This is a genomic window from Candidatus Thiodiazotropha sp. AKAK2, assembly GCF_058244685.1.
Map to the genome: position 1 here is coordinate 166269 of NZ_JBSYOP010000029.1, position 26938 is coordinate 193206.

Here is a 26938-nt window from a genome sequence, read left to right on the forward strand (position 1 = left end):
GATGTGTTGGATTTATAAAGTAGAGCTCAAAGGTGGATCCAAAACAGCCATAACCCCCCTCAATGCGGTTGTTTTCAAAACCATAATTTATACTTTAGATTAGGATGGCGGGTAACGGAAGTTAAATAATTACGTAGTTATAATGATGTTATCGACTATAACTCGATTGATAAAAGAATCTCCTGGGATACGAATTAACCCGGACATCCACCATTTTATTTGATTATTCAGATTGAGGTTCTTTGATCTTTGATATTGAGTGAAGCACAAAATATCACCTGATATCGGTAAAGGTTATCCAATAGGCCAGATAGGAATCAATGGTGTTACTTCAGTTGTTCTTCATCGCACTTGATTAGTCAGTGGCGCCAAATACAACCCGGAAGACATGTAAAAGGGTAGGTCACTTTATGCCTTTCCAGGGTTGTGTGAGCAATAAGATTAACTATCGGGATATGCAAATAGCATAGGGCCTATTGGATTAGTGTTAACAGGCCCTAGTTGAAATGATCAGAGTCCTCTGCTTCATTTTTTGCCGGTAGTACGAAAAGATTTTAGACTTGATTATGTTGGATGAACTGAACCGGCTGCCCAGCCATTTTGATTTCAAACTGGTTTTGCAATCTTTTCGAGCTCAGTTTGACTGCAAAGAAGGTACTCTCCTGATCCCGGTTGGCCAGTTCCTTGGTGATTGCTTCTGTAGCTGACAGATCAAGGTAAGTGACAACACTGAGGTCTAGAACGACACTCTCATGACGGTGCTCTTTGAGTATCTGACTGAGTTGGTCGATCGATGCATAGAACAAGTGGCCCTCTACGCGAATTCTGACCGAGACACTCTCCCGTTCGGCTATAAGTTCAAGGCTCGAGGCGGAGATCACAAACAGCAAAACAGATAACACCAATGCGACGACCAATCCGGTCTGTAATCCAAGGAAAAGAATACAGAACAGCGTTGTTGCGAATACAGCCAATTCTCCTCGCCAGTTGAACAAGCGTTTGATCTCATCTGTCTTGATCATACCAATACCTACCAACATCAACGTGCCGGATATGGCAGGCATTGGCAGGTAGGTCAGCACAGGGCCAAGCAGCAAGATCAGAACCAGTACGATGCCAGCTGAGACTATGCCGGTTAGAGGTGTCTCAGCATGCAGCGATTGATTGACTTGGGTACGATTGAAACTTCCGGATCCTGCAAAACTTGAAAAAAACGGGGCAAGTAGATTCGCTATGCCTTGAGCAAACACCTCTTTATCCGGTTGTATTGGTTGGTCCGTATCATTACGCAGTTGTTTGACGATTACCATCGATTGAGCTAAACCAATCAGTGCGATGATCAATGCGTCGGGTAACATGGCCAGACCGGTAATCAGGTAGTCTGTCCCCATAGGGGGATGTGAAACAGGTAATGGGTTGATCGGCAAATGTCCCAGTAATTCAAGTTCCATCTCCACCTGGGAATAGTATGCCATCAGCACCAAGCCACAGAGATAACCGGCCGTGATGGCGATTAGAATGACATACCGGGTCTTATAGTGGCGCGCTATCATACCGGCAGTTACGGTGGTCGCACCGATGGTAAAGCTGAAAGGATTGATTAAACTTTCTGCATCATCAAATAGAAAGTAGAGTTTATGGTAGAAAAAATGGGTATCCGAGGATGACAGACCAAAGATACCATCAAGTGATGATAGTATTAGAATGAATCCCACCCCGGTAGTGATGCCGGTAATTGCTGCAGGACTCAGATACATGAAAAACCGCCCACCCCGCAACAACCAGATGGTAAGTTGTATCAAGCCAACCATGAAGCTGAGTAGTAAAACATACTCAATGTAGAGTGGGCTTCCCCGTCCGGCAAAGGGAGCGACCGCGACACCGATCAGAATCGCAACGGCTGTATTGGGTCCACCCAGCATGGAACTGGTACCAAAGAGACTCGCAAAGAGTGTTACAAAAATTGCTGTGTATATACCGTACTCAGGAGGAAGTCCGGCGAGATAGGCAAAGGTGATCCCTTGAGGTATTACCAGAATGGCGCCGATCAGGGCTGCAAACAATTCACTTCTGATACTTAAGCCAGGAGAGTGACTGGGACGCCATGGTGTTATATCCGTTAGCAGGTTTAATGCCATGGCAATATGACTTTTAGCCTCCTGGCCAACCTCAAACGTCTATACCCTCCATGGTAAATATTCATCGATCGAAAAACCAAGAAACTGTCTCGAACAGTTTTAAGAGTTTGTATTCTCTGGGGTCGCCAGGACGAATCTGCATATTGATATATGCCGCTACATCCAGGGCCTGTTGATGGCTGAGCGTACGTTCCTGCCCCAGAGGCATATTGGCCCAGATGAACCCGGCTGCTCGATGCACTCTCGCCATACCGGCCCCCTCATTATAGGCATCCATACCCCAAAGCGGTGGTATGCCTGGTATCCCCTGGCCGTCAGCACCATGGCAGGCGGCGCACATCTGGTCATAGATTGCTTTGCCTGATGCCGGATTCGGATCATAACCGGTATCCGGTAGTGTGGGGACGCCTCGGCCGGCAGGGGCTTTACCGATAATCTCTCCATGTGAAAGATATGAGATATAGGCGGCTACCGCCATCACCTCAGGAGCGTCTTCAGGGGGCATGATGCCATTCAGACTGTAGACGAAACACTCACGGATGCGTAAGCCGATACCATTGCGTCGACCGTTCTTGCTTCGCCACTTGGGATACATTCCGGCAACATTCAACGGGAGGGCATTTTGCTTACGGCCGGCGTCCAGATGACAATTTGTACAGCGCAGGTTATTGCCAGTATAACGAGCGCCATATTTTTCAGTTTCTGTGACGATTCGATAGCCATACACTACATTGCTGTAGTAGTCATCAAGATAACTGCGCTGCAGCAGGCTCTCGATTGGAAGCTGCTCGGATTGAACCGGGCTGGCTGAACATAGTACCAACAGGAGGAGTGGTATCCTGAATATATGGTTTTTGGGGTGTTTCAATAATCGAGGGTAATTATCGAAATGGAATCGTATCAACCAGTCAACCATCTGAAAAATCAATCTCCATTGAATCAGAATTCAGCGAAATCCGTGGTAAAGTCAGTTTTACCGGGTGCTAAAAGTCATAACTTGATTGAACATAGTCTGCAGCGTCAGACCAGTACAGACTGACTTGGTCGAATTTATCAACACGCGGCAAGATGATTTTTGCATTTAGTGAGTGAATCTGAGTTGCAATATCATTGATTTCTTCAAATTCAGCCTTCAGAAGTGTGAAATGGGGACGTACACCATCAGCATTCAGATAGGCAAGGACCTTATAGGCAGTTTCATTGCAGGCAAAATTGGCGAGCAGAGTGTCGATGCCTAAAGATGACAGTTCACCGAGAAGATAACGGGCCTTTTTTAGATCCTTTGCGAGTGCCGGTAGGTTGAATTCCATGATCAGACCGGTACCAACCAACTGAAGTCGACGTAATTCTGATTTGATGAAGTCGATAAATGTATCACTATGGATTGCATGAGCGGAGATTGGCAGTAATATCTTCTTTGCTGATCCACTCAATGCGGCTTTACCCAAGAAGTTCAATCCATATTGGCAGATATACTGGTCAAGTTTATCACTGAGTTGATAGTGCTCTGCAGTTAGAAATATGCTGTCAGAGATCAGAATAATATCAGTTGCCGGTGCTGGTCTGGAGCTCAGCTCGATGATCTGATTACCGCTCTGGTTTGTAGCACTGAAGGTCTGCTCCTTAAACTCAATAAGATTGGTTACAAGAGCATTACTGAACTGTTGCTGCTGGAACTGATCCGGGGATTTTTCATCCGTATCTAAAACTTCAGTTTGATCCTGATGAGTAAGATAGCCACTGGCTTGCTGGCGAAACGCGTTGAGCGAGGCAGTTTCAGCCTGGAGCAGATAGGCATCGGTATCTTCCTGAGTATTGTCTACATAGGCCAAACCGATGCCAAAGTTACCGGATTGTGATTCTGTTGATGATTTTTTCAGGACTTCCTTGATAAGGTCATAAATTGTAGCACTGAATTGTTCGATCGCTGCTGCGCTTTCACGTAATATCAACACTCCTATGCTGGTTACCGATGTGCGGGCAATTTTGTCATTGGCATCGAGTGTAGTTTTCAAGACTTTTACAGTTTCAAGCAAGACTGCGGTGTAATTTTCACTATCAATATGTTGGTCTGGATCTGCAAACGTGATAGAAATCATACCCTGAGCAGTATTGTTTGTCGGATACTGCTGTATACGACAATCGAGACTGCGCAATAATATCTTTCTGGTCTCTAAACCTGTTGTGTGGTCGATGTAACCTTTATCACCTGCAGTAAAAACCACCTCTGCTCTGCTGATCCGGGTTTTCACTGTTGCTAACAAATGCTGTGGTCTAACAGGTTTGGTCAAGAAATCATCGGCGCCGGAGTGGAGGGCTAGGAGCTTTTTCTCCATATCATCCTCACCGGATAGAAAGACGATCGGTATAGGCAGTAATTCAACTTTTTCACGTATTACCTGGGTGAGCTCAATACCATTTGCACCAGGCATGTAGAGATCCATCAGGATCAGGTCGGGTTGAAACTGCTGTACAGCTTCGAGCACACTTAGTGGATTGGTGATCGAAAGGGTTTTTAGCCCGCCTTTTTTAAGAAGAGCCGTGGCAAAATTAGCTTGTGACTCGTCATCCTCAACCACCAGAACCCGTTTGCTGGGTACATGTTGAGGTGAGACGATTTTGCTGATGCTTAGTATTAAGTCATTGATGTTTATAGGCTTGGTAAAGCACTGAGTGACGCCTGTCCGCAGTACCTGGAGGCGTATCTCGATATCACAATCCGGTGTCAAAAAAATCAGTTCTGGACGGTTTTTCTTCTGTACAGACAACTGGTCGAGTACTTGATTAACCTGATCAACACTCTGCAGGTATTGTGTGTCTATGAGGATAACCTTGGTCGTTTCGAAACTGTTTGCTTCAAACAGTTCTTCAATGGTCTCGATACTCAGAACCTGCCATCCATTATTTTGAATGGCCTCAATGATCTGGTTGTCACTGGGTTTTGAATTGTGTAGATAGATCAGGTCGTTAATCTGACGTTCAGAAGGGGCAGACGCTCTTTGATTATGAATGCTCTGAATCTTCAGCTGTAACTCTTCGAGCAGGTGATTGAGCCTGTCAATATCTACAGGATCAGGCTGTTGGGCATTTTGGAAAACATTGGTGATGTTATTGTCTATCGACTGGGCAATGTCCGTGACACTGATCAATCCTGCCTGCCGACTTTTTCTCGTGAGCTCACTCAAATGTCTCAGAGCGGTCATCACAGAAGAGGCATTCCAGATACCTGAAGGTAGAATTGGCCATGCTGATTTCAGTTGCTGCAGATTTTCAGCTAAAAGGTGCAATAGCTGATTGTTTTCGTTCTCTCCGCTCATCGCCATGAACCATACCCGAGTCTGCTACTCACGCTTCTGTTGGAAGCAAATGATATCTACATAAAAAAGTGGGTTATTTATACTCCATATAATTAATAAATAACAGTAGTCGCATCAAGTTATTGCTTAGAAATGAGATGGTTACTTGATTTTTATGTGCGAATCATTTGTGAGGGGCTTAATACCTGGGGTTTGCTTTAATTAGACTAACTCTAAATAACCATTTTGAGGGGAAATTCGATAAGATATTAAACCTTCTCAGGCAATTAGCATCTGGTTAAATACTTATTTATTTTGACTGAAATTGCTCTGATTTTTGGGCTGATTGCCTATGTTGTTTGTGATCAACAGATAGGAAGCGGCTCTGTATGTGATGCTGGATGCCTGACTCTGGTAAGAAATTGTTCAGAACCAGAAAATAGCGCCCTCTCCGGTGGAGAGGGCAATTGAGAATTGTTAGAGGTTAAACGATCTGTGATCCAATAGTGTCTCGAATCAATTCGAGGCTACTCTTTGTTCATGGAGTCGATGACTTCACTCCCTTTTTCTTTACCGGCTTCGTAGAGTTCACCTGTTTCGCTCTTTGCAGCATCATAAGCTTCACCACTCTCTTTGCTGGCAGTTGACATCATTTCACTCGTCTCTTTTTTGACCGTACTACCAACCTCAGAAGCCGTCTGTTTGGTGTTTTCGTAGAGCTCCTTCGACTTGTCGCTGACTGTGTCTGCTGCATCACTGCCCATCTGTTTCGCATCTTCATAGACTTTCTTACTACTGTCGACGACCGTATTTGTCGCATCTTTACTCATCTGCTTGGTTTTTTCCCAAGTATCCTTGCTTGTTTCTACGATCTTCTCCGTAACCGATTTATTAGAATCTCCCTGAGCGGAAGCTGTGCTCTTGTCAGCGTCAGAAGACTGACTGCAGGCACCGATACCTAGAAAGCAAATTGATAAAATAATAGTTTTGTATCTTCCCATGTCTGTATCCTCCAAATGATATGGAATGGTTGGTCTCTAATATTAATCGACATAGGCTTTATACACTGAAAACCGATGCAGTTAACCTAAATGGTTGTAAAATTAACAAAATTTATTAATTTCCAGATATCTACTCATGATCCGTCAGAATAGTTTCCAGTTCAGTATAGACTCACGATAGTGCTGCGGGCCTGGTTTTATCATTATTTTTAAAGGTATCCATCAGTAGGCTTCTGTATGCGTATGTACGATAGTGGAAATACTGATACAAACTGGGTGAGTTGTAGCTTTATGATATTTTGATCTGACACCAATTGAGATAAATATCCTGAAGAGCATCAGGAATATGTCTCTCTATGAAATAGTTTATGATCAACTGATCTGAAGCAGAAAACTGGACTAGTCATTGTCCACGAAAGAGCAAATTTGAGTCATCTGGTGTTTGTCGAGAGATATGATATTGGTGGAAGTGGGTTGCTAAAGGGTTAGCGGCAATTCAAGCCAAGAAAAAAACAATGTAATATTTGTGGTCTGAGTTCCAATAAGAAACAAATATTTCATAAAATCATTAACTTGCTTGAGATGAGAAAAATAGAAACAAATAGGGCATTTATTTGTTAACCATCTGGCAGTATACTTGATGAGAAGGAAGCGATTACTAGGGTATTAGTAATATTTTGAAGGATCAAGTATCTAGGACTAATTGATTATTGTTTATTTGGCAGGAAGCTCGTCAGAAATATTCCGAACTCTCTCCAATATATAAATCAATGGATTGAATTAATTAATTGCCTGTTTTTCTTTCGTACATTGAAATCACCTCATCAGTCATCTCAGCTAACATTTCACGAACCCACGCATCAAGGGCTTAAATTACCTAAAGAAGTGGAACCTCGGCTATGGGCAAACCATTTAGCCTATCGATCGGCGCGAGAGCCTGAAAATCTACTCAACCATGTGAGAAGAGTCTATCTGCATCTGCAATTAAAGCAGGCCGAAGCGCTTTATGGTGCCATGCTGGACCTGTTCCTGGTATTGGGTGATAAAGGAGAATCACTACGTAATGGGCTGTTAAATAAAGCAAAAACAGTCTTAGAAAGCGATGCTTTCGAGTTGTTTGCCAAAAACTTAAAACAGGGTTTGCAAAAAAACCAACCTTACCCGATCAGCCAGCACTCGGTTTTGGCCAACTTTTTTGATGGTGGTTTGACTCTGGTTGATCTAGATGCGGAATCAAATGAACATGCTGGTGGTCGTATTGATCCACTTGAGGTGGCACAAGAAGAGTTGACATTTGGTGATATCGAAGTCGCTCAAGAGATACTCGAAAAAGCACTATTATCATCACCAGAACGTATGAGTCTGCATATCGGATTACTTGAAATCTATAAACATACCCGTTCTCTTAGTAGTCTGTTGGAGATGCAGGATCGTCTAGGTGATCATATAAAGGTTGCTCAATCTGCATGGATGGAGACTCGTTACTATCTAGAATCTCAAGGATGATAAATGCTGTTTGTAAATCATGAACCAATGGGCATAGCCCTGGTGGGTATGAGCGGTAAAGACCAGCCTATGATGGAGATGTTTCTCAAGAGGCAGTGGTCAAGTCAGTATGTTGTGGTTCCTGACCATCTTGCAAAGCTCTGTATCTTGGATCTTGATGGTTTCGAGGGAAAGGATTTGCTGCAAAAGCAGCAGAGTCAATATACGGATCGACCACTGATTGTTCTATCGGTGCGTAATACTTCAATCGATGGTGCACGTGTATTGCGCAAACCGTTGAAAATTGAGTTATTGAAACAAACGATCGATATATGTCGTAGTGAGATATTACAAAATCAAATTAAAATAGAAACACCTAAGTCTGAAAAAGAGCGTATTGTCCGCGTATTACCGAGGTCTAGACCGGTTCAACAGAAAACAGGTAATGCTGAACACAATTTAATAGTATCCGACAAAAATATAAGACGACTGTCTTTGCCCTCTGCGGCTTCACAGGCACGTATTATCCAAAGCACTTGTGGAAAGAGTAAACACAAGGACAGTAATCAGTTGGCGACTACGGATAGAGTGGATTATTACAATCATGAGAGTAATTTTCAGGAAATACTGAAAAATGCAATGGAGTTATCCAGGTCACACAAAAAGCCAGTGCATCTGGTCTTTCAGGACAACAAGAGTATTACATTACTGCCGAAATCGAATCAATGCCTGAATGCAATAAATGATTCAAAGTTAAAACCCCGTTGTTTACTAAAACTGAATTCAGATCAAGTAAAAATAGTGATTTCAGACTATAGTGAATCTCAGCTGAGGATGAGTTGTGACACGAATCCACAACCGCTTGATGCGTTGCTTTGGAAGGTCTCTCTCTGGAGTTCCCGTGGTAGGTTGCCTCTAGGGATATCTGAAGAGTTGAATATCGGTATTCGGCAATGGCCAAATTTGACGCGGATGTTAGCGATACCGGAATTTATCAGGATAGCGGCCTTGTGGAGTAAAAATCCTATCTCGTTAACAAAAACAATTGAACTTTTGCGTATTGAAACCGGATATGTGTATGCATTTTTCAGTGCTTGTCACGCGGTAGGATTGATTCAGTATCACAGTTCCTATCAGCAGCCTAGTAAGCAGACTGAAAGTGCTCCAAATGAAGTCGCCAATACTGGGCTTCTAAGGCGTATATTAAGACGCTTACAATCGATTTAATTTTTCCATGTGGTATTGGAGAACGGATGGCAGAGCATAAAATAATATTCACTGGACCTGTTGGTGCTGGTAAAACGACTGCGATCAGTGTTTTGTCGGATATAGCGCCGATCACAACAGATGAAGTGGCATCTGATATGACAAAAAATCTGAAGCAACAGACTACAGTTGCGATGGATTATGGATTGATGCGCATCAATGGTTCAGAGCGTGTCCATTTGTACGGTACGCCTGGTCAGGAACGATTTAACTTCATGTGGGATGTTTTGACACAAGGAGGTCTGGGGTTAGTTTTATTGATCGACAATTCAAGAAAAGAGCCCTTTCAGGACCTCTATTTTTTTCTTGATGCTTTCAAGAGCTTCATTCATCGGACAGCTATTTCTATCGGGATCACCCGGATGGATGAGAAATCACAGCCTCAAATTGATGATTATCATCGTGAAATAACCTCAATGGGCTGGCCGGTGCTTCCCATAATGGAAGTCGATGCAAGGGAGAAAGAAGATATGTCCATGTTGGTTCAGTCTCTGCTTTATACAATAGACCCAACAGTAACAGAATAGTATGAATTTCAATCTCAAAGCTGGAATATATCTAGAACCAACACCGGCAGGAGCCTACTACGCGGTCAGTTCAATACATGATGAGCCTGCCAGACGTGTTCTGATCGGTGTAATGAGTGAGAAGAAATTACCTTCATCTGATATTTCACGAATCTCTCATTGGAGTGGAGAGTCAGAATCGGACGCCATGAGTTTGATCAAACGTTTGCAGGATATGTCTTTGCTTTCAGGTAATAAAACCCAGCTGACTGTTCCAAATGGCTCGCTGGAAGAGGTTTTGCCGAATCTATTGGCCAAAGTATCAATTGAAGGTAAAGCGTTACTTGCCGATGATCAGGGATTCTATCTCAGTACCAGTAATTTTCCACACGAGGCAGCAGAAGCACTTTCAGCTGTCAGTGCCGATCTGGGGTCTCTTTATGACCGACACAGGCTTTTATTGAAAAACAATCTTTCACTGGATGTTCAGGCCTGGGCGCTCGCTGATGCGGCTGGTAACAGCCAGCTGGGATTTTGGCCAATCTATATTGGTAAACAACGATTTGTATTGATTATACAGGGTAGGCCAACTCTAAATCAGCCCTCTTTCAGGGATCTGATTTGGGTCTTATTACTTCGTTATTCTGAAACGTTTGATATAAGGGGCGATTCATCTAATGGATGATCATGAATATGAACAATTATTGCAATATGCCAAGCAGTTTTCCGGCGTAACTGATGATATGGAAAATACTCTGCAGGGGCTTTATGGGAGAGTAAAGCCCCACATGGCTGAGGTAACAGACAGTTTCTATGCAGTACTTCTTGATATCCCAAAGGCAAAGCCATTTCTTGTTGAGCGTATCGATGCCTTAAGAGAGACCCATATAAAGTGGTTGGAGTCGGTTTTTAGTGGCCCATTTGACCTGATCTATGTAAAAGCAATGTATCGAGTTGGAGATGTGCATGTAAAGGCTAAACTGCCAGTGGAGTTCATGGCAGGATCAATGGCTCTGGTAACAACCCGTCTACACCAACTACTCGGTACGATTTTCAAAGATGACCCAAAGCAGCTTATGGAGTCTGTCACTGCAGTCGATGCAATACTGGGCTTTACTTTGATGGTAATGCAGCAGTCCTATGAATCATCCAGATTGGCCGAGGAGTTGGAAAAGTTTTTAAAAATAACCGGTATGAGCCGTACGCTTTTTGATAATCTGGCCAGTGCATACAAAGAATAGATATTGGAAAGAGTTAGTAAGATTGTATTTTAAGGAGTTGAAACATGCGCGAAGATATGCTCGCATCGATACTAAGTGATTTAAATGGCAGTTCCGCTGATATTGAAGCCTCTGCAGTCATATCAACTGATGGATTGATAATGGCATCCCTGTTGCCTGCTAATCTGGATGAAGACCGTGTCGGTGCAATGAGTGCAGCTATGTTGTCTCTGGGTGATAGAACTGCTTCAGAGTTGACACGTGGAAGCCTGGAAATGGTTCTTATAAAAGGTAGTCAGGGATATGTGGTAATGACTCATGCTGGTGAAGAGGCGGTGGTTTCAGTTCAAGCCAAATCATCGGCAAAGCTTGGTTTGGTATTTCTCGATATAAAGAGAGCAGCTGAAGCAATATCGAAAGTCATTTGATATGACTTTTTGACCATGACTTTAGAGCAGTGGCACGGATGCAGCTGTCATTAATATTAGTTGCGCTTATAAAGTATCTACAGATACAAGCATCTCTCTTTGTAAGAGGCATTTGATAATGCAGGATATGGAACCAGAAGATATCGATGGTGATTATATAGAGAAAATCCTTATCTTCAATGATGGTAGTCGACGTAAAGTGCTCATAACAGATAAAGAGACGCCATTTCAAGATGGCAGATTAATTGTTTCGCGTACTGATGCGACTGGTATCATCACTCATGTAAATAAATCGTTTATCGAAATGTCAGGTTATAGTGAGGTGGAACTTGTTGGGCAACCTCACTATATTTTAAGACACCCGGATATGCCGTCAGCAGCCTTCAAAGGGCTTTGGGATACCATCGAAAAAGGAGATAAATGGCATGGCTATGTTAAAAATCTTCGCAAGGATGGTGGTTACTATTGGGTTCTTGCTGTGGTAATACCAAACATAAGAGATGGCAAGATTACTGGTTTTACTTCAGTAAGGCGAAAACCTGCTCGTCGCAAGGTGGAAGAGTGTGTTGAAGTTTATCCGACGCTTTTTTAAACGGAAAGTAGTATGTCCTACAGAATGACGGTAAGTCCAGATTTTACACCGGATCATATATGCGGATGGTATATCTTTAATACCTGGCTGCAAAAAAGTCTACAAATACCAATACACCTGGAACTTTACGACAATTATAATCAGCAGCGTAAAGCCATAGGCGATGATCAAATAGATTTAATCTATGCAAATCCGTTTGATGCTTCAATGCTAGTTCGTGATAAGGGATTCATACCTGTTGCGAGGCCCAGGCAGGCTGCAGATGAGGCAATAATAGCTGTAAATCAATCCAGTGATACTGAAAAAATAGAAGAGCTGAGTACAGATACGGTAATCGCATTAACAGAGGATCCAGATGTGAACCTAATCTGTGATATTATGCTTGAACCCGCTGAGATGCATAACTCGGGTAAGCGCAGGTTGGTGATGGGTAGTTATCCCCTGGTTGCTAAAGCGCTTATCGATGGCAAAGCCGATATTGGTTTTTTTCTGGTCGAGGCTTATCTGTCACTATCAAATTTAACAAGACAAAAGCTTAGAGTATTGGTGCGAAGTCAGATAAATGTAATGCATCATACGCTGTTAGTAGGCCCTCATTTAAAACACCAACGAGATCTACTGAGTCAGCATTTGCTAACTATGAAGAGCAATAATAAAGGATCTGGCGTATTGAAATCTATGTCGTTTGATGATTGGGAAGTTATGAATGATGAAGAGATGGAGTTCATGATTGATCTCATGGATACCCTTAATTATCAACCTCAATAGTATCAAATTTGCGACCTTGATATAGCCAGATACGTAAAGGCGACGATGAGAATTAGTTAGGGTGTAAGTACTGGATTGGGTCGATCAACCAAGTATTCATTAAATTTCATTGAGACCATGGGTTTTGCATATAAGAATCCTTGAGCATATTTAATATCCAGAGAATGCAGGAATTCTGCCTGATCTTCAGTTTCAACGCCTTCAGCAATGACAGAGAGGCCAAATTTTTTGCTCATCAGAACTATGATCTCGGTTAATGTCCGGTCATCCTCATCATAAGGAAGTCCCTCAACAAAGGATCTGTCGATTTTTAAGTGGTTCAATGGAAATTTCTTGATGTAAGCAAGTGATGAATAACCGGTTCCGAAGTCATCTATCGCTGACTCTATGCCTAAAGTACTTAAGTGCTCAAATGTGTTAAGTACATTGCTATCACCTTGCAATAATAGGTTTTCTGTTATTTCAATGCAGAATCTGATTCCTGCGTTTTTCGCTTGTTGATTGATGCGGGTGATCGCCTTGCAGAATGAGGTATCACAGAAGTAGTTAGGTGGTACATTAACAGACAACCAAAAGTTATTAGGTAAGTAACTCCACTCATTGACATCTTCAAGTACTTTTTGGAAAAGCCAATCCGTGATAGGTCGGATTAATCCAGATTGTTCAGCGATAGGAATGAATTCAGATGGTGGTACTATACCAAGCTGTGCGCTTTTCCAACGCAGAAGTACTTCTGCGCCGACAAGTTTCTGGTGTGCGATATCGATTATCGGCTGATAAACAGGATAGAGTTCATTCATCTCAAGTGCCTGACCTAGTTCAGTCTCAAGCACTATTCTTTCACTGATCTTATTATTCAGATTTTTTGTGAAAAATCGAAAAGTATTTCTGCCCGCATGCTTTGCGTCATACATAGCTATATCGGCATTACTCATCAAAGCTGATACGGTTGTTCCGTCTTCCGGATAGATGGCAATACCCAGGCTGGAGGTTATATTAAGTTGGTGATTATGCAGTTCGACAGGAGACTCTGTCGTTGAAAGTAGCCGGGTAACGACTTTTTCCAGATCGGTAGACAGATCGTGAAGATCCGGTATAAGCGCTAAAAATTCATCACCACCAAGTCTCGCCAGGGTATCCTGTTTTCTTAATTGGTCGCTTATGCGCTTGGATAGTAAGATCAATAACTCATCACCGACAGAGTGGCCTAATGAATCATTTACGTTTTTAAAATTGTCAAGATCTATATAGATAACAGCTACATGTGTCTTGTTCCTTTCTGCATGCTGTATCAGTTGATCAAGGCGATCAAAGGCGAGAAATCTATTAGGCAACTTAGTAAGCTGATCGTGGGTTGCCTGTTCCAAAAGCTTGTCTTCGATTGCTTTTCTCTGGGTAATATCCTCTTTAACGGTGAGATAGTGGGTGGTGATATTGTTGTTGTCACGGATCGGTGCGATTACAGCAGATTCCCAATAGATGGTGCCATTCTTTCGTTTAGTGCAGAATTCACCAGTCCATACTTTACCCTTTTTAATATTATCCCAGATACTGTTCAGTAGAGTTCTGTCTTCCACCTCTGCACCAAGACGTTTTGTTGGATTGCCGATAAACTCCTTGGCTGTATACCCGCTAATCTCAGAGTACTTGGGGTTTACATATTCGATCAATCCATTGGTGTCGGTGATAACAACAGATGCTGGGCTTTGCTCAACTGCCATGGAGAGCTTTTTTAACTCTTCAGAAGCTTTTTGTCTGTATTCTATTTCCTCTTCAAGTTGTTTGTTGAAACCGATCAAGGTCTCTCTGTCAGTCTTAATCTCACGTTGCATCGTGTTAAAGCTATGAGCCAAACGACCAAGCTCATCATGTGAAATGATCGGAACATCCTGATCAAGTCTTCCGTCTGCTACACGCGTTGCTCCCGTGGTCAATGCGTTCACAGGCTTAAGAACCTGCATCTTAAAGACTATAAAAATCACTGTGCCTAAGATGAGCACGATGATTGTATATATTTCAATCAGGAAGACTGTTGCGGTCTGCGTTATATATTCTATTCTGGTGGTATCCAGGCCAATGACTAACCACCCAAGGTTGATCTCACCATCATTGATCGGGAATTTTAATTTAATCGAACTTGTGTCCAGATTATTTTTATACTGAACTGATCCAGGATTGTCTGAAATCCAGGTTGCAATCGTATTTGGGTCAATGTCTACCGGTAAATAAGTAGTGATTGGCACATTGTCAGGGGTAACGATCTGCGCATAAAGTACATCTACATCATTCGAGATCTGTTCTACAAAGCTGTCCAGTGTAGTTACATCATAGCTGTAAATGGCGTCGGGGCTAATTAAAGCAATAAACTGCCCTATAGCGTAAGCCTTATTTTTAAGACTGTATTCTAGGTGTGTTTGCTGGGTGTTGTAGATATAGTATGTCGCTCCACCAAGCGTGATTATTAAAATAATACTAATCCAACTCAAAAACTTTAGACGTAACCTTCCGTTGAAAGTTGGGCTTACAGATTCTGAATTCTCACTGTTTACATCACTTGGCATAGACAAAATCAATAATTACACGGTGTGAGTCATACTCTGCATCGGATGCAGGATTAAATGCACTTAGACGTGCCGATTTAAGTATTTTTTTTCCATCATCACTATTTTTAAGCTTCAGAAGTAAATCCGTTATTTTGGTTTTCAGGTCTTCATCCAACTCCTGTTTTACCGCCCAAGGAAGGTGTGGGAGCGGTTTGCTCACAGTAAGCGCTTTTAATTTACTAACGTCGATTTTGTTTTTAACCAAAGGTAAGCGGGCTACTACTTCTCCAGCTCCACCAGCATCAGCCTGTTTCTGAAATGTTGCCAGGACAGCATTTGGTGGGTTGGATGCGTATGTCTCTCTATAGTCTCCTTCCATCAGGCCTTTCTGTCTTAACAGATAGGTTGGGACGATATAACTCATCATCGCCCTCGGCCCGCCACCAAAGAGGATTTTCTTACCTTTCAACTGGCTGATATCAGTGATGCCGGAGTCCTTTCTCACGAAAATTGCGCCACGAATCGTATGCTCACCAAACTCCTCATTCTGTGCTATGACGATGTAATCAAGTTCTTTATTGGCATTGATATACTCAAACTGGTTGAGATGTACAAGATCGTAGCGCCTCTCTTTCAGGCGTTTCAGAAACACTTCAAAAGTAGGGGAGAGTTCCAGCTTTACCTGGCGATTCAGTTGCTTTTCCAGATGTTGGGTAAGGGGGCGAAAGAGCTTTGCAGTGACCGCCGCATCCCGTCTGGGAAAAATACCAACCAGCAGTGGATCGGCCAAGGCAGAATTTAGAAATTCACAACAAACAAGCAAAAAGACAACGGTCGCTTGTCGGGTATAACGAACAAGATGGTTCATTTCGGATATCTGTTCCATGGGAGCAATCAACAAGTCCGATGGTGGCTCGCTCTTCCTAGATTAGTCACTCTATTCAGTGGTTAGCGGCCGGAATATAGGTAACTTAATGTATAAACAAGAGTTTTTAGTTGTAACTCCTGCTTTTCAGACTGACCCATACTGTTTATATATCAAATAGTAGTCGATATCATAAAATTATACAGCGTGCACAAAAAGAGTGTAACTATAAGATAATAAAGAAAAAACCATCCGTGGTATCTTGAGATTATTTTGATAGGGTTGGGTGGCCTCGATATCAACCCAGTCGATCATCAGCCACTTTATAGACAGGATCCTCCATCATATTGACCTCTACCAGGTCCCCGGCCTTCACCAGTAAATTCTGGCACTCCTGACTGAGGTGACGGATGTGCAGGGTTTTCTGCTCGCGCATGTAACGCTCTGCAAGGCTATCAATGGCTTCAAGGCCTGAGTGGTCGAACACCCGGGCGTTTGCAAAGTCTACGATAACCTCCTGGGGGTCATTTTTTGGATCGAACAGGTCTGCAAAATTCTGAACTGAGCCAAAAAACAGCGGACCATTCAAGTGGTAGTATTTGATGCCATACTCATCAAGTCTGATCTCGGCAATCATCTGCTTCGCATGCTGCCAGGCGAATACCAAGGCAGAAACAATCACGCCGACCACAACGGCAATGGCCAGATCGGTCATAACTGTGACTACAGCGACCAGAATACCAACAAAGGTATCAGCGATTGGTATTCTGCCGAGCAGTCTGAAGCTGGCCCACTCAAAGGTGCCTAAGACTACGATAAACATGACACCAACGAGCGCGGCAATCGGGATCACTTCGATCAGGCTTGAACCCACCAGGATGAACAGCAGTAGGAAAAGGGCGGCAGAAATTCCGGAAAGTCGTCCACGACCTCCGGAATTGATGTTGATCATACTCTGCCCGATCATGGCGCAGCCGCCCATGCCTCCGAATATACCGTTTACCGTATTGCCAATGCCCTGGCCGATACACTCCCTGTTTCCACGTCCCCTGGTTTCTGTCAGTTCGTCGATCAGAGTCATGGTCAACAGTGACTCGATCAGACCGACACCGGCGAGAATAACGGCATAGGGCAGAATGATATGCAGAGTCTCAAGGGTCAGAGGTACCATCGGGATATGGAATGAAGGGAGTCCCCCTGCGATGGTGGCGTTTGGATCTCCGGACAGGTCCTGCAGAACATCCTGCACCGTCCTTGCGTCGAGATCGAACAGGGTAACCAATAGGGTGATCGTGACAATGGCAACCAGTGAAGCGGGAATCGCGGAAGTCAGCTTGGGAAGATAGTGAATTATCGCCATGGTGAGCCCAATCAGGCCCAGCATGGTCCATAGGGGGGCTCCCGAGAGCCATACCAGATGACCCTCGATATCAGGAACCTGGAACTGTTTTAACTGGGCAAGAAAGATTACGATCGCCAACCCGTTGACAAAACCGAGCATGACGGGGTGGGGCACCATACGGATGAACTTACCCAGCCGGAGTATGCCCGCTCCAATCTGAATCAAGCCGGCAAGCAGAACGGCGGCAAACAGATATTCCACACCGTGCTGAGCGACCAGGGCAACCATGACCACAGCCATGGCTCCGGTAGCGCCGGAGATCATGCCGGGCCGGCCTCCGATGATGGCGGTGATGATGCCCATCATGAAGGCAGCGTAGAGGCCTGTCAGAGGCGTCACGCCGGCGACGAATGCAAAGGCGACCGCTTCCGGGACAAGGGCTAGGGCTACGGTCAGGCCTGACAGCACATCATTCTTAACACACTGTCTTCCCGGGCAGGTCAGTTGAAACATCTGTTTTCTCTTGGGGGGATCGGCAAAAAGCGCAGAAGTATATCAGGAAAAACTAATGTAGTTAACCTCAAAGTGTACTATTTCGTGTTTAATCTCCCATTTCTCTCAGATATCGTCAGGCCATTGATTCGTAAACTCGCTGATTAATTCAATCGCTTACTCAGGCGTAGGGGGCTGCGAAAGAGACCAGGATGACCATTTGTATGGAAACTGCTCTATCCGAGGTTCATCTTGCGACTGCGTTTTTCTTGAAATCAGCAAAAACCACAGGTGCCAAGCTTATCCAGGTGGAAATATGGCCTAGCCAGACCTGAACAATTGATTGGGTAATGACAGTGCAGATGAGCTGAGTAGTGGACTTTTACAGGACGAAAAGATCAGAAAAGCCCTTTAGGACCTGTTAACACGAATCCAATACGCCCTGCCGGGTATGGTCGCCAGTCTGTGGCTCTTATGTGTTCTGTTCGGAGCTATCACCAATCCTCACTTAGGCGGCCGGTTGCTCGATTGTTGGAGTTGCTGGTCTGTTTCCGGTCGATACAACTGAGTAACTGATTTGAATCGATGCTGTGATCGAGACAGGTTAGCATTGTCGAGATGCTGTTAATGCTGGTTTCCAGATAGTCTACGATTTTCTGATTGTTGCTTTGTGAGTATGAGAGGTTCTTCTCAGACTTTGATCTCAAGTTGAGAACATTATTTGAAGAGGAAAACAGATTCAAAATATCGGGCTTTAACTTTTCAGGTATGGCGGATACGCACTGATTGAACTCCGCATCGTTATTGACTTTATCGAAGCATGACTTTGATTGCTTCAACAGTATCAGGCCATCATTGGATACTGTTTTCAGTTTTATCTTCAGACTTTCCAGTGAGGATTGACTGATCTGTTGTGCGAGAGCGGGTGTGAGAAACGTGGTACAGAGAGTGGCCAGCAGCAAAACCCGGGAAATCCTTTTCATTTTCAAGTCTCCTTTCTTAACAGTCCCTAGTGTCCGCTCATCTTAACAGATTAGGGTTAAAAACGAAGGGGGTTCTTATTGAAAGCCGCTTAATAATCAGAGATTTAAGACCAATCTACTGTTTCGGTATCTGTAGGAAATCATAAAAATGGATTACCTGGTCTTGGTATTCAGCGGGGGTACAATTTGTAGTCCAATCCGTGGCTGCCAATTCTCAATTGAGAATACCAGGCAACCAGTTGGAATCAAACCGCATCGGTCAGCGCTCTCTGAAAGCGCTGTCCATACCTCGGCTGACCGGTCGCATGAGGTAGTCCAGAATGGTTTTTTCTCCGGTGCGTATCTCCGCTGTGACAGTCATGCCTGGCAGAATCTTCAACTGGTCGGGATTGCTGCCCAGATAGTTACGGTCAAGAATGACTTCAGCCCGATAGTAGGGGTTCTGTTCCTGATCGAGGTAAGTGGAGGCGGAAATCTTATGTACTTTGCCCTGCAGGCTGCCGAATCGGGATGAATCGTAGCTGGTGAATTTTAATTCCGCAGGCTGTTCGATATGCACATGCCCGATATCCTGTGGGAGGATTTTCGCTTCAACGATCAGTTCGTCTTCCACCGGTACCAACTGCATAATCACTTCACCGGGTGCAACTACAGCGTTATTACTGTTAATCGTCAAACTTTTAACGATACCGTTAATGGGTGCCTTTACCTGCAGTCGATCAAATTGATCGCGCAAACGGATCAGGGTGCCTTCCACTTCCGCCAGCTCCGATGCAACGCTTCCGGCTTCCAATTCGATCTCTTTGTTGTGTCTGCTGAACAGCTCCAGCTTGCGTTGTTTGCTCTCTTCCAGTTCTGTCTTGGCAACAGCAATGCCATCCACGGTTTTCCTCAGCTCACTTTCAGCCTCTGCCAAGCGGGAGCGTGCACTGAGCAGTTCTGTACGAGAAACCGTCCCTTTCTTTGCCAGGGATTGTCTGATTGAGACCTGCTCTTTGTAGATAGTCAACTCATTACGCAGGGCTTTGACCTGGTTCCGCTGACGGGTCAGTTCATTTTTTCGTTGACTGATCTGGCTTTCAATGACGGCAAGTTCACTCTTCAGTCCATTTACTTGTGCCAGGTATATAGTCTTCTGCTTAGCCGCAAGATCAGGGTGTTCCCGCTGCAGGCTGCTGAAGTCCGGGTCACGAGTCTCCACCAATGCCTGCAGTCGCTCTCCCTGCAGTTGCAAACTGGTTTTGCGGGTCAGCATCTGTTGCAGTTCCGACTGAGATGATGATGGCGAGAAGTTGACCAGAGTATCACCTTGATCCACCTGATCCCCATTACGAACATGCAGCTGCCTGACAATACCCCCTTCAAGATGTTGAATATTGATGATCAGATCTGAAGGTATGACTTCACCGTCGGCTATGGCGACTTCACTGATCCTGGTCTGTGCTCCCCAGAACAGCAGAGAGACAAACAGAAAAATACTGACAACGATAGCGGCGCTGAGTGTGCGGGAAGGGGTTACTTCTTCCAGCTTGATGGCCTGTGCCAGGTAGTGTGCTCTTGCTCTGGGTAATCCAGCTGTACTTTCCTGAGCAAAAACGATGCTGTCTTCTTTCATGCCACACTCTCCAAAACCAGTTGGATCGCTTTGTCCGGATCACCGGCAAATACCTCAGAACCCTGATCCAATACAATGACTTTATCAGCCAGTCTTACATGGCTGGGCCTGTGGGTGACCATGATGATGGTCTTTTTCCCTTTCAGTTTTTTAATCTGCTGCATAAAGCGTTCATCACTCTCGATATCCAGAGAGGCACCTGGCTCATCAAGCAGAATAATCGGGGCCGAACGTAAAAAAGCCCTTGCCATTGACAGTCCCCGGGTCAGGCCGGGCGGTAAATGCTCTGTTGCGTTGTCACCGATGCGGGTGTCAAATCCCTTTGGCAGTTGTTCGATCTCATCGAGAATGCCTGCCTGTGAGCAGGCCTGTCGCAGTTCATCGTTGGTGGCCAGTACATTGTTGAGTCGTAGATTCTGAGCGACCGAACCGTGAAAGAAATGTGGGTTCTGTGGTACATACGCTATGGCACGGCGCAGATCCATGGCATTGAGTTGCCTGATGTCAAATTCATCGATCGAGAGTGAGCCAGCTTGTGGTCTGTACATACCGGCAATGAGTTTGGTCAATGTGGATTTTCCGGATCCTGTTTCACCCATAATTGCAAGCATCTCGCCTGGCTCAACATGCACTGAAATTCCAAGCAGTGCCGGGTCATAATTCGGCCCATAGCGGAAACTGACTCGATCGATATTGATGCGTCCCTTCAACTCGGTAAGCATCAACGCTGATCGGCCACTATGTCGCTCCACATCGAGTTTCATCAATTGGTTAATCTGCTGTATGGTTTTGGAGACCTGTTCGAAACGGCTGAAACTGAGAAAGGCGCTCTGTAACGGTGCCAGAACCCGCCAGATCAATGCCATGGTGGCGATCAGCGCTCCGATGCTCATCGAACCTGCGATCACCATATAGGTACCAATGGCGAGCACGGCAACACCCGACAGACTCATTGCGCCTTGTGCAAATGAATTGATGACCGCATTCGATACGGTGGTACGATAGTTGGCAGTCACCGCTTCACCGGAAAACTCACGATAGCGTTCCCACCAGGTGGTCTCCCCACCAACGCCCTTGATTTCGTAGCGCCCGTTCAAAGTCTGTATTTGCATACGCTGTTTATCCGTACGGGAAGACGATGCATGGGTAACCCGGTGAGCGCTTGCGGGTAACCAGAGGGCACCAAAAGCAGCGTAGATAATCAGCATCACAACCGGTACAAGTGCTACCGGTCCGGCAATGAAGCCGATCACAATGACAAACATCAGCACAAACGGCAGTTCCAGGATCAGTGTGGCATTCGGGCCGGTGAAAAAGTCCCGCACTGAGTCAAACTGTTTCAGCCTGGAGAGTTGAGCGGCCATGGTTGAGCGCTCAGTGAACAGCGGGGGCAGGTGCAGAATCTGTTTAAAGGTTTCGACACCGATCAAATAGTCAAGACGACCGGCAATATTGCCAATGACACGAGCACGTAGATACCGCAATGCCATATCGGCGAGCAGTGCCGAGCCGATCCCGGCCACCATCCAGGGTAGGGCATCAACTGATTTGGCGCCGATTACCTTGTCATAGACCAACATGATGAACAGCGGCACAGCCATCGCAACCAGATTGATCAAAAAACTCATTGAAAGCAGATGCCAGGTAAGCCCCTGAAAACGCCGCATCAACCTTGCAAACCAGGCCTGTCTCGATTCAGTCTCAACAAAACCATGTGTACTGTGAGTATCGGTGAAGTAGTAGGCAGTGCCCTTCAGGGATTTTACTGGCAGTGTTTTATGTTCACCGCTATTGGCATCATAGAAACGGATGGTATTGTTTTGACGCTCTTCAAGTACCAGAATTTCCCCTTTGCGACCTAAAAACAGGCATGGGTAGAGCTCCTCGCGGATATCTCGAAGATTGATTTTCTCGACACTGCTTTCATAGCCGAGGTTGACCAGGATGTTACGCAGGTCGACCAGGTCGATGGTGTCTGTGAAGTGGGGGAGTGCCTCGATCAGTTCCCGCGCATAGTGGTGCCAGCCCAAAGCTTTGAGCAGCGGCATCAAACTGGCGGCAAAGGGTGAATCGAGATGAATATCATCCAGCCGGTTATGTCTGAGCGCATCGGCCAGTACTTCACTGAGAATCGGCTTGTGCTTTGCGCCGCTCATTTTTTGAATACCATTTTGAGTTTTCGCTGCTGCTGCTCATGAAGCTGGCCGGCACGCAGTTCAAACTGCTTATCGCAGAGACGCAGAAATGAGGGGCGGTGTGAAACGATGACCAGGGTGCGGCTGCCCTTCATTTTTTTAATCAGGGCCATCAGTTTTGCATCATTTTTAATATCGAAGTTGGCATTTGCGTCATCGAAAAGAATGATATTGGGGTGACCGATCAGCGAGCGTACCATTACGATTTTCTGCCTGACGCCCTCTGACAGGGAGTTCACTGCCGAACCGCCTATCTGGGTATCCAGTCCATCAGGCATGCGTGCGATGATCTCGCCTAAACCCAGTTCTCTGGACAGTTCCATGGCCTGATCAATGGCTTCCCCTTCACGAAACAGGGTCATGTTCTCCAGGATCGTGCCTTCATAGAGCATACCGTGTTGAGGCATGAATCCTATCTGTTGCCGTAAAAACTCCTGTCGATAGGCCTTGATGTTGCGGCCATCCAGTAACACTTCCCCCTGTTGAGGGTGCAAGAATCCGGTCATGATGGATATCAGTGTGCTTTTTCCGGTTCCATTGTTGCCGGTAATACCAACTGATCCCCCCGCAGGAACCTCGAGTGATAGATCTTCAAGTAACCACTGCTCCTGCCCTGGGTAACGGAAGTGAATGCTGTCGACTTTGATATCACCTTGCAGCGGCTCTGGTCCATCATACTCACCGGATATCTCGGCGGGCATTCGATCAATTTCCTGACGTCGATCAAGTGAGAGGCGAACACTCTGAAACTGGGTCCACAGCCCCATCGCTTTCAGGCCAGGTTGCAGTACCCGGCCAGTGAGCATGGTGCCGGCTGCGAGTGCACCGATAGTTAAATCCCCGGAAATCACGGACAAGCTGCCAAAACTGACGAAACTGACCATGGCGACTTGTGAAAAAGTGCTGCCAAACCCCTGTACCACACTGTTGATATGCGCCAGTTTGCGAATACTCTCAGCTGATTGTGCTTGCAGTCGTTCATATCGACGCAGCATCAACGCCTCCATGGCCATGGATTTCACCGTATGGATACCACTCAGAACCTCGATTAAAAAGTTCTGTCTGCGCGAATCGGTGGTATTTCTTGCCTTCAGGGCGTTATGCAGTTGTCGTCCCAGTGCAATGGAAACCAATGCGAAAACGGCCAGCAGCAGGATTGGGATCTGTACCAGTTCACCACTGATAAACCAGATTAATGACAAAAAGAGAATCACGAAGGGGAAGTCCATCAGCAGCAGCATGGATTGCCCGGAATAGAATTGATTGATCTCTTCGACTGACTGCAGGCGGGTGAGATAATCCCCACTGGTCTCCCGGTTGAAGGCAAGTGTGTCGGTATGCAGCACCTTGTGCATGGCATCCATGCTCTCCCTGTGCTCAAATCGTGCACCGCTCCAGGCAAGAATTGCTGACCTGAAAATTCTCAACAACGCCTCTAAAATGACCACCCCCAGCATACCGATCATCAATGCCATGAACGTTCCCAACGCCTGATGAGGGATGATGCGGTCATAGACCTGCAGAACCACCATGGGCATGGCGAGGGCAAGGGTATTGATACCCAGCGATGCCAGCAGCACATCGGGTCTTCGCCAGCCGCGTGGAATCGTGAAACCGGATGAACTAATCATATTTATAAATTATCAAGGCAGTTCAGCCATACAACCGGCTTTTGGTTGAGTTTAGTCATGAGCGATATTACAGATATCGACTGCTTCAGGAATTTATTTAATAGAGCGCAGATCCTCGCGCAAGGTTTTTAAAGTGCTTGCCGATAACCTGTTGACAAGCTTTAGAAACAACAAATATTCAGCGACAGGAAATTAATTCCTTACCAGAGAGGCACCATGGTTGATAAAAACAGTGAAAACAGGGGTTCACTGGATGAGCGAGAAAAGGCGACAAAGGAGCTGTTTGAGCGGGATCTTGCGAAAGCTGGTATTCGTAAAGACCTGGAGGCGGATGATGTGACGGGCAGTGACCATCATGAGGTAGCCCAGACTGATGTCGCGATGGCTGAAAAAGCCGATGACAAGCTGCATGGAGAGGCTGAAGAAGCGATAGATTCTGTGGCAGTACAATCGGCGTCCCCCCCTGGTACTGAGCAGGAATTGAATGAGAATAGCAACCCATCAAGAGGAGAGGAGAGTAGAGCTCTCAAATCGTCTTCCAACGTCAGCGATGATGATGTTGCAGCCACCTCGTCAGCTATATCTGGTGGCAGCCGTGTGCAGCAGGCTCATGGCCTATCCAATCAAGTTCAACAAGAGACTCATTCTTCAGTAGCTTCATCCTCTGAAAGCGCCTCAGCTACGGCTTCCTTGGGTAATGGACAACCGGAGCCAAATTATGATGTGAATAAGCTGGATCCCACAGATCAGAAATCAGTACCAGACGAGCCGTTGGAGGCGACACCCGTTGATGGAGGTGACCAAGAGTTGGTGGTTGCTAACTTGATGTTGGCAAACCCTCAAAATGAACAGGATTACAGTTACGAGTTGATTGGATCAGGTAATGATTATTTTGAGCTGTTGGATAATCAGATATTGATCAAACCAGGTGTCGATATTGACACAACCCAATCCTCATACCATAGCCTGACTTTTCAGTTAACTGACAGCTTAGGGAATTCGCATCAGGAAACGGTTGTCATCACTGTTGATTTCACCACTGAGGAAGCTGTCATTGTTTTGGGTATACCGGAGGAACAGACAGATCCAATCAATGAAGAAAGTGATTCATCGACCCATGTAGAACCAGAACCTGATGAGAGTTTTACCTATTCACTGCTTGACGGATCAGAAGCACCGGCTGGATTTATACTTCATGAAGATGGCAGTTACAACTTGGATGTTACCCATGAGGCGTATCAACATCTTGGCGTGGGTGATAGTCAGACGTTGATTGTACCGGTCCAAATCATCACGGACCAAGGTGAGGTGACGACAAATGAGATTCATGTGGTTGTTCATGGAAGCAATGATCTGCCCATTGTCGAAATGGCGCAGAGTGCTGTGATCACGGAGGGATCCTCAGTTATTGAAGGAGAGATTCACGCAACGGATGTGGATGACAACTCAGTTCTGACATACGCTCTATCTGATGAAAATGATCTTCCACCTGGGTTTGTACTTAGTCAGAATGGCCACTACCGTTTTACGGCGGAAAATTATAATGGGCTTGGAGCTGGAGAGAGTCAAGTAGTTGAAATACCGATAACGGTAACGGACGAACACGGCGCTACTGCACATACAACGCTATCAATAACAATTACCGGTACCAATGATACACCAGTTGCAGTAGCTCAAGAGGTATCAATTGAAGAAGGTGGTTTATTAACCGGTTGGTTGGAAGCAAGTGATGTTGATCTGACAGAAGGTGCGGCTCTCAGTTTTAGCACTTTGTCAGAAGTTAATGGGCTGAATTTATATGGAGATGGCTCCTACAGTTTCGATGCCTCAGCTTATCAATCACTTGGAGAAGGCGAGACTCAGACTATTAGTGTTCCGGTCACGGTCACAGATGACCAGGGTGCTATAGCTGAAACCACTCTGACAATTACCATTACTGGCACCAATGATATTCCAGTTGCAGAGGCTCACGAAGTCTTAGCAGAAGAGGGCGGATTGCTAACTGGTCAGTTACAGGCGAGTGATGTTGATCTGGCTGATGGAGTATTACTGAGTTTTACCACCTCGTCAGAAGTTGATGGACTGACATTAAATGAGGATGGCTCATACAGTTTTGATGCTTCCTCTTATCAATCACTCGGTGCGGGTGAGACAGAAACCCTAGAAGTGCCAGTCATGGTCGCAGATGACCAAGGCGCTACTGCTGAAACTACTCTGACGATTACCGTCACTGGTACCAATGATACTCCTGTTGCAGAGGCCCACGAAGTCTTTGCGGAAGAAGGTGGTTTGGTGACTGGTCAGTTACAGGCGAGTGATGTTGATCTGGCTGATGGGGTATTACTCAGTTTTACCACCTCGTCAGAAGTTGATGGGCTGACATTAAATGAGGATGGATCCTACAGCTTTAATGCCTCCTCTTATCAATCACTCGGTGCGGGTGAAACAGAAACCCTAGAAGTACCTGTGGTCGTGACTGATGACCAGGGCGGTACAGCTGAAACTACTCTGTCGATTACTGTCACTGGTACCAATGATACTCCTGTTGCAGAGGCTCACGAAGTCTTTGCGG

General features: G+C 45.3%; 20 protein-coding genes. 9 read left to right on the top strand and 11 right to left on the bottom strand.

The genetic code is table 11. From position 1 onward, the window contains the following. Positions 1-554 precede the first annotated feature (554 nt). The 4 genes from AC4IE8_RS13245 to AC4IE8_RS13260 form a co-directional block, all read right to left on the bottom strand. Positions 555-2063 carry a SulP family inorganic anion transporter gene (locus AC4IE8_RS13245; RefSeq protein ID WP_490791211.1) on the bottom strand — a complete coding sequence of 503 codons (1509 nt, stop codon included), beginning with the start codon at positions 2061-2063 and terminating at the stop codon, positions 555-557. 136 nt (positions 2064-2199) lie between these two features. Continuing rightward, a complete protein-coding gene (locus AC4IE8_RS13250) occupies positions 2200-2961 on the bottom strand; it encodes a c-type cytochrome (RefSeq protein ID WP_068991456.1) in 762 nt (253 codons plus the stop codon). 160 nt (positions 2962-3121) lie between these two features. Continuing rightward, a complete protein-coding gene (locus AC4IE8_RS13255; RefSeq protein ID WP_490791212.1) occupies positions 3122-5461 on the bottom strand; it encodes a response regulator in 2340 nt (779 codons plus the stop codon). Positions 5462-5961: 500 nt separating this feature from the next. Next, positions 5962-6435, bottom strand: coding sequence for a hypothetical protein (locus AC4IE8_RS13260; protein ID WP_068991461.1), 474 nt, complete (start codon positions 6433-6435; stop codon positions 5962-5964). Between the two features lie 810 nt (positions 6436-7245). On the opposite strand from AC4IE8_RS13260, the gene AC4IE8_RS13265 reads away from it, so the two are divergent. The 8 genes from AC4IE8_RS13265 (at position 7246) to AC4IE8_RS13300 (ending at position 12700) form a co-directional block, all read left to right on the top strand. Beyond that, a complete protein-coding gene (locus AC4IE8_RS13265) occupies positions 7246-7941 on the top strand; it encodes a type IV pilus assembly protein FimV (RefSeq protein WP_490791213.1) in 696 nt (231 codons plus the stop codon). Positions 7942-7944: 3 nt separating this feature from the next. Continuing rightward, positions 7945-9147 carry a hypothetical protein gene (locus AC4IE8_RS13270; protein ID WP_068991468.1) on the top strand — a complete coding sequence of 401 codons (1203 nt, stop codon included), beginning with the start codon at positions 7945-7947 and terminating at the stop codon, positions 9145-9147. A 26-nt stretch (positions 9148-9173) separates the two neighbouring features. Then, positions 9174-9713 (top strand): GTP-binding protein, encoded by a 540-nt coding sequence (locus AC4IE8_RS13275; protein ID WP_068991470.1) that lies wholly within the window; start codon positions 9174-9176, stop codon positions 9711-9713. A 1-nt stretch (position 9714) separates the two neighbouring features. Continuing rightward, positions 9715-10377: a hypothetical protein gene (locus AC4IE8_RS13280; RefSeq protein WP_490791214.1), complete on the top strand. Its 663-nt coding sequence runs from the start codon at positions 9715-9717 to the stop codon at positions 10375-10377. Then, positions 10370-10933, top strand: a complete 564-nt coding sequence (locus tag AC4IE8_RS13285) for a protoglobin domain-containing protein (protein WP_068991475.1) — start codon at positions 10370-10372, stop codon at positions 10931-10933. The genes AC4IE8_RS13280 and AC4IE8_RS13285 overlap by 8 nt, the downstream gene beginning before the upstream one ends. A gap of 44 nt (positions 10934-10977) precedes the next feature. Next, positions 10978-11340 carry a roadblock/LC7 domain-containing protein gene (locus tag AC4IE8_RS13290; RefSeq protein WP_068991478.1) on the top strand — a complete coding sequence of 121 codons (363 nt, stop codon included), beginning with the start codon at positions 10978-10980 and terminating at the stop codon, positions 11338-11340. 118 nt (positions 11341-11458) lie between these two features. Continuing rightward, entirely contained in the window at positions 11459-11932 is a 474-nt protein-coding gene (locus tag AC4IE8_RS13295; protein WP_490791215.1) for a PAS domain-containing protein, read from the top strand. Positions 11933-11944: 12 nt separating this feature from the next. Continuing rightward, the gene (locus tag AC4IE8_RS13300) at positions 11945-12700 is read left to right on the top strand and encodes a PhnD/SsuA/transferrin family substrate-binding protein (RefSeq protein WP_068991481.1); all 756 of its coding nucleotides are present in this window, start codon (positions 11945-11947) and stop codon (positions 12698-12700) included. Positions 12701-12756: 56 nt separating this feature from the next. Here AC4IE8_RS13300 and AC4IE8_RS13305 read toward each other — a convergent pair whose 3' ends face one another. The 7 genes from AC4IE8_RS13305 to AC4IE8_RS13335 all read right to left on the bottom strand — a co-directional run bounded on the left by AC4IE8_RS13305 (position 12757) and on the right by AC4IE8_RS13335 (position 24366). After that, entirely contained in the window at positions 12757-15261 is a 2505-nt protein-coding gene (locus AC4IE8_RS13305; protein ID WP_490791216.1) for a putative bifunctional diguanylate cyclase/phosphodiesterase, read from the bottom strand. Further along, positions 15251-16129 (bottom strand): phosphate/phosphite/phosphonate ABC transporter substrate-binding protein, encoded by an 879-nt coding sequence (locus AC4IE8_RS13310; RefSeq protein WP_083226056.1) that lies wholly within the window; start codon positions 16127-16129, stop codon positions 15251-15253. Before AC4IE8_RS13310 ends, AC4IE8_RS13305 begins: the two co-directional genes overlap by 11 nt. Positions 16130-16406: 277 nt before the next feature. Beyond that, positions 16407-17963, bottom strand: a complete 1557-nt coding sequence (locus AC4IE8_RS13315) for a SulP family inorganic anion transporter (protein ID WP_068991487.1) — start codon at positions 17961-17963, stop codon at positions 16407-16409. 473 nt (positions 17964-18436) lie between these two features. Continuing rightward, on the bottom strand, positions 18437-18925 hold the full coding sequence (locus tag AC4IE8_RS13320) for a hypothetical protein (protein ID WP_068991488.1): 489 nt from the start codon (positions 18923-18925) through the stop codon (positions 18437-18439). Positions 18926-19184: 259 nt separating this feature from the next. Further along, positions 19185-20540, bottom strand: a complete 1356-nt coding sequence (locus AC4IE8_RS13325) for an HlyD family type I secretion periplasmic adaptor subunit (RefSeq protein ID WP_068991491.1) — start codon at positions 20538-20540, stop codon at positions 19185-19187. Further along, positions 20537-22696, bottom strand: coding sequence for a peptidase domain-containing ABC transporter (locus tag AC4IE8_RS13330; RefSeq protein WP_490791217.1), 2160 nt, complete (start codon positions 22694-22696; stop codon positions 20537-20539). The genes AC4IE8_RS13325 and AC4IE8_RS13330 overlap by 4 nt, the downstream gene beginning before the upstream one ends. After that, positions 22693-24366, bottom strand: coding sequence for a peptidase domain-containing ABC transporter (locus AC4IE8_RS13335; protein WP_490791218.1), 1674 nt, complete (start codon positions 24364-24366; stop codon positions 22693-22695). The genes AC4IE8_RS13330 and AC4IE8_RS13335 overlap by 4 nt, the downstream gene beginning before the upstream one ends. 216 nt (positions 24367-24582) lie before the next feature. Here AC4IE8_RS13335 and AC4IE8_RS13340 point away from each other — a divergent pair. Then, on the top strand, positions 24583-26938 hold a 2356-nt coding region (locus AC4IE8_RS13340; protein WP_490791219.1), incomplete at its 3' end, for a VCBS domain-containing protein.

Coding starts and splice junctions, on each gene's coding strand:
- AC4IE8_RS13290 (WP_068991478.1), top strand. CDS start 10,978: ATGCGCGAAGATATGCTCGCATCGATACTAAGTGATTTAAATGGCAGT.
- AC4IE8_RS13270 (WP_068991468.1), top strand. CDS start 7,945: ATGCTGTTTGTAAATCATGAACCAATGGGCATAGCCCTGGTGGGTATG.
- AC4IE8_RS13280 (WP_490791214.1), top strand. CDS start 9,715: ATGAATTTCAATCTCAAAGCTGGAATATATCTAGAACCAACACCGGCA.
- AC4IE8_RS13310 (WP_083226056.1), bottom strand. CDS start 16,129: ATGGAACAGATATCCGAAATGAACCATCTTGTTCGTTATACCCGACAA.
- AC4IE8_RS13315 (WP_068991487.1), bottom strand. CDS start 17,963: ATGTTTCAACTGACCTGCCCGGGAAGACAGTGTGTTAAGAATGATGTG.
- AC4IE8_RS13300 (WP_068991481.1), top strand. CDS start 11,945: ATGTCCTACAGAATGACGGTAAGTCCAGATTTTACACCGGATCATATA.
- AC4IE8_RS13285 (WP_068991475.1), top strand. CDS start 10,370: ATGGATGATCATGAATATGAACAATTATTGCAATATGCCAAGCAGTTT.
- AC4IE8_RS13325 (WP_068991491.1), bottom strand. CDS start 20,540: ATGAAAGAAGACAGCATCGTTTTTGCTCAGGAAAGTACAGCTGGATTA.
- AC4IE8_RS13295 (WP_490791215.1), top strand. CDS start 11,459: ATGCAGGATATGGAACCAGAAGATATCGATGGTGATTATATAGAGAAA.
- AC4IE8_RS13255 (WP_490791212.1), bottom strand. CDS start 5,461: ATGGCGATGAGCGGAGAGAACGAAAACAATCAGCTATTGCACCTTTTA.
- AC4IE8_RS13320 (WP_068991488.1), bottom strand. CDS start 18,925: ATGAAAAGGATTTCCCGGGTTTTGCTGCTGGCCACTCTCTGTACCACG.
- AC4IE8_RS13305 (WP_490791216.1), bottom strand. CDS start 15,261: ATGCCAAGTGATGTAAACAGTGAGAATTCAGAATCTGTAAGCCCAACT.
- AC4IE8_RS13275 (WP_068991470.1), top strand. CDS start 9,174: ATGGCAGAGCATAAAATAATATTCACTGGACCTGTTGGTGCTGGTAAA.
- AC4IE8_RS13260 (WP_068991461.1), bottom strand. CDS start 6,435: ATGGGAAGATACAAAACTATTATTTTATCAATTTGCTTTCTAGGTATC.
- AC4IE8_RS13330 (WP_490791217.1), bottom strand. CDS start 22,696: ATGAGCGGCGCAAAGCACAAGCCGATTCTCAGTGAAGTACTGGCCGAT.
- AC4IE8_RS13335 (WP_490791218.1), bottom strand. CDS start 24,366: ATGATTAGTTCATCCGGTTTCACGATTCCACGCGGCTGGCGAAGACCC.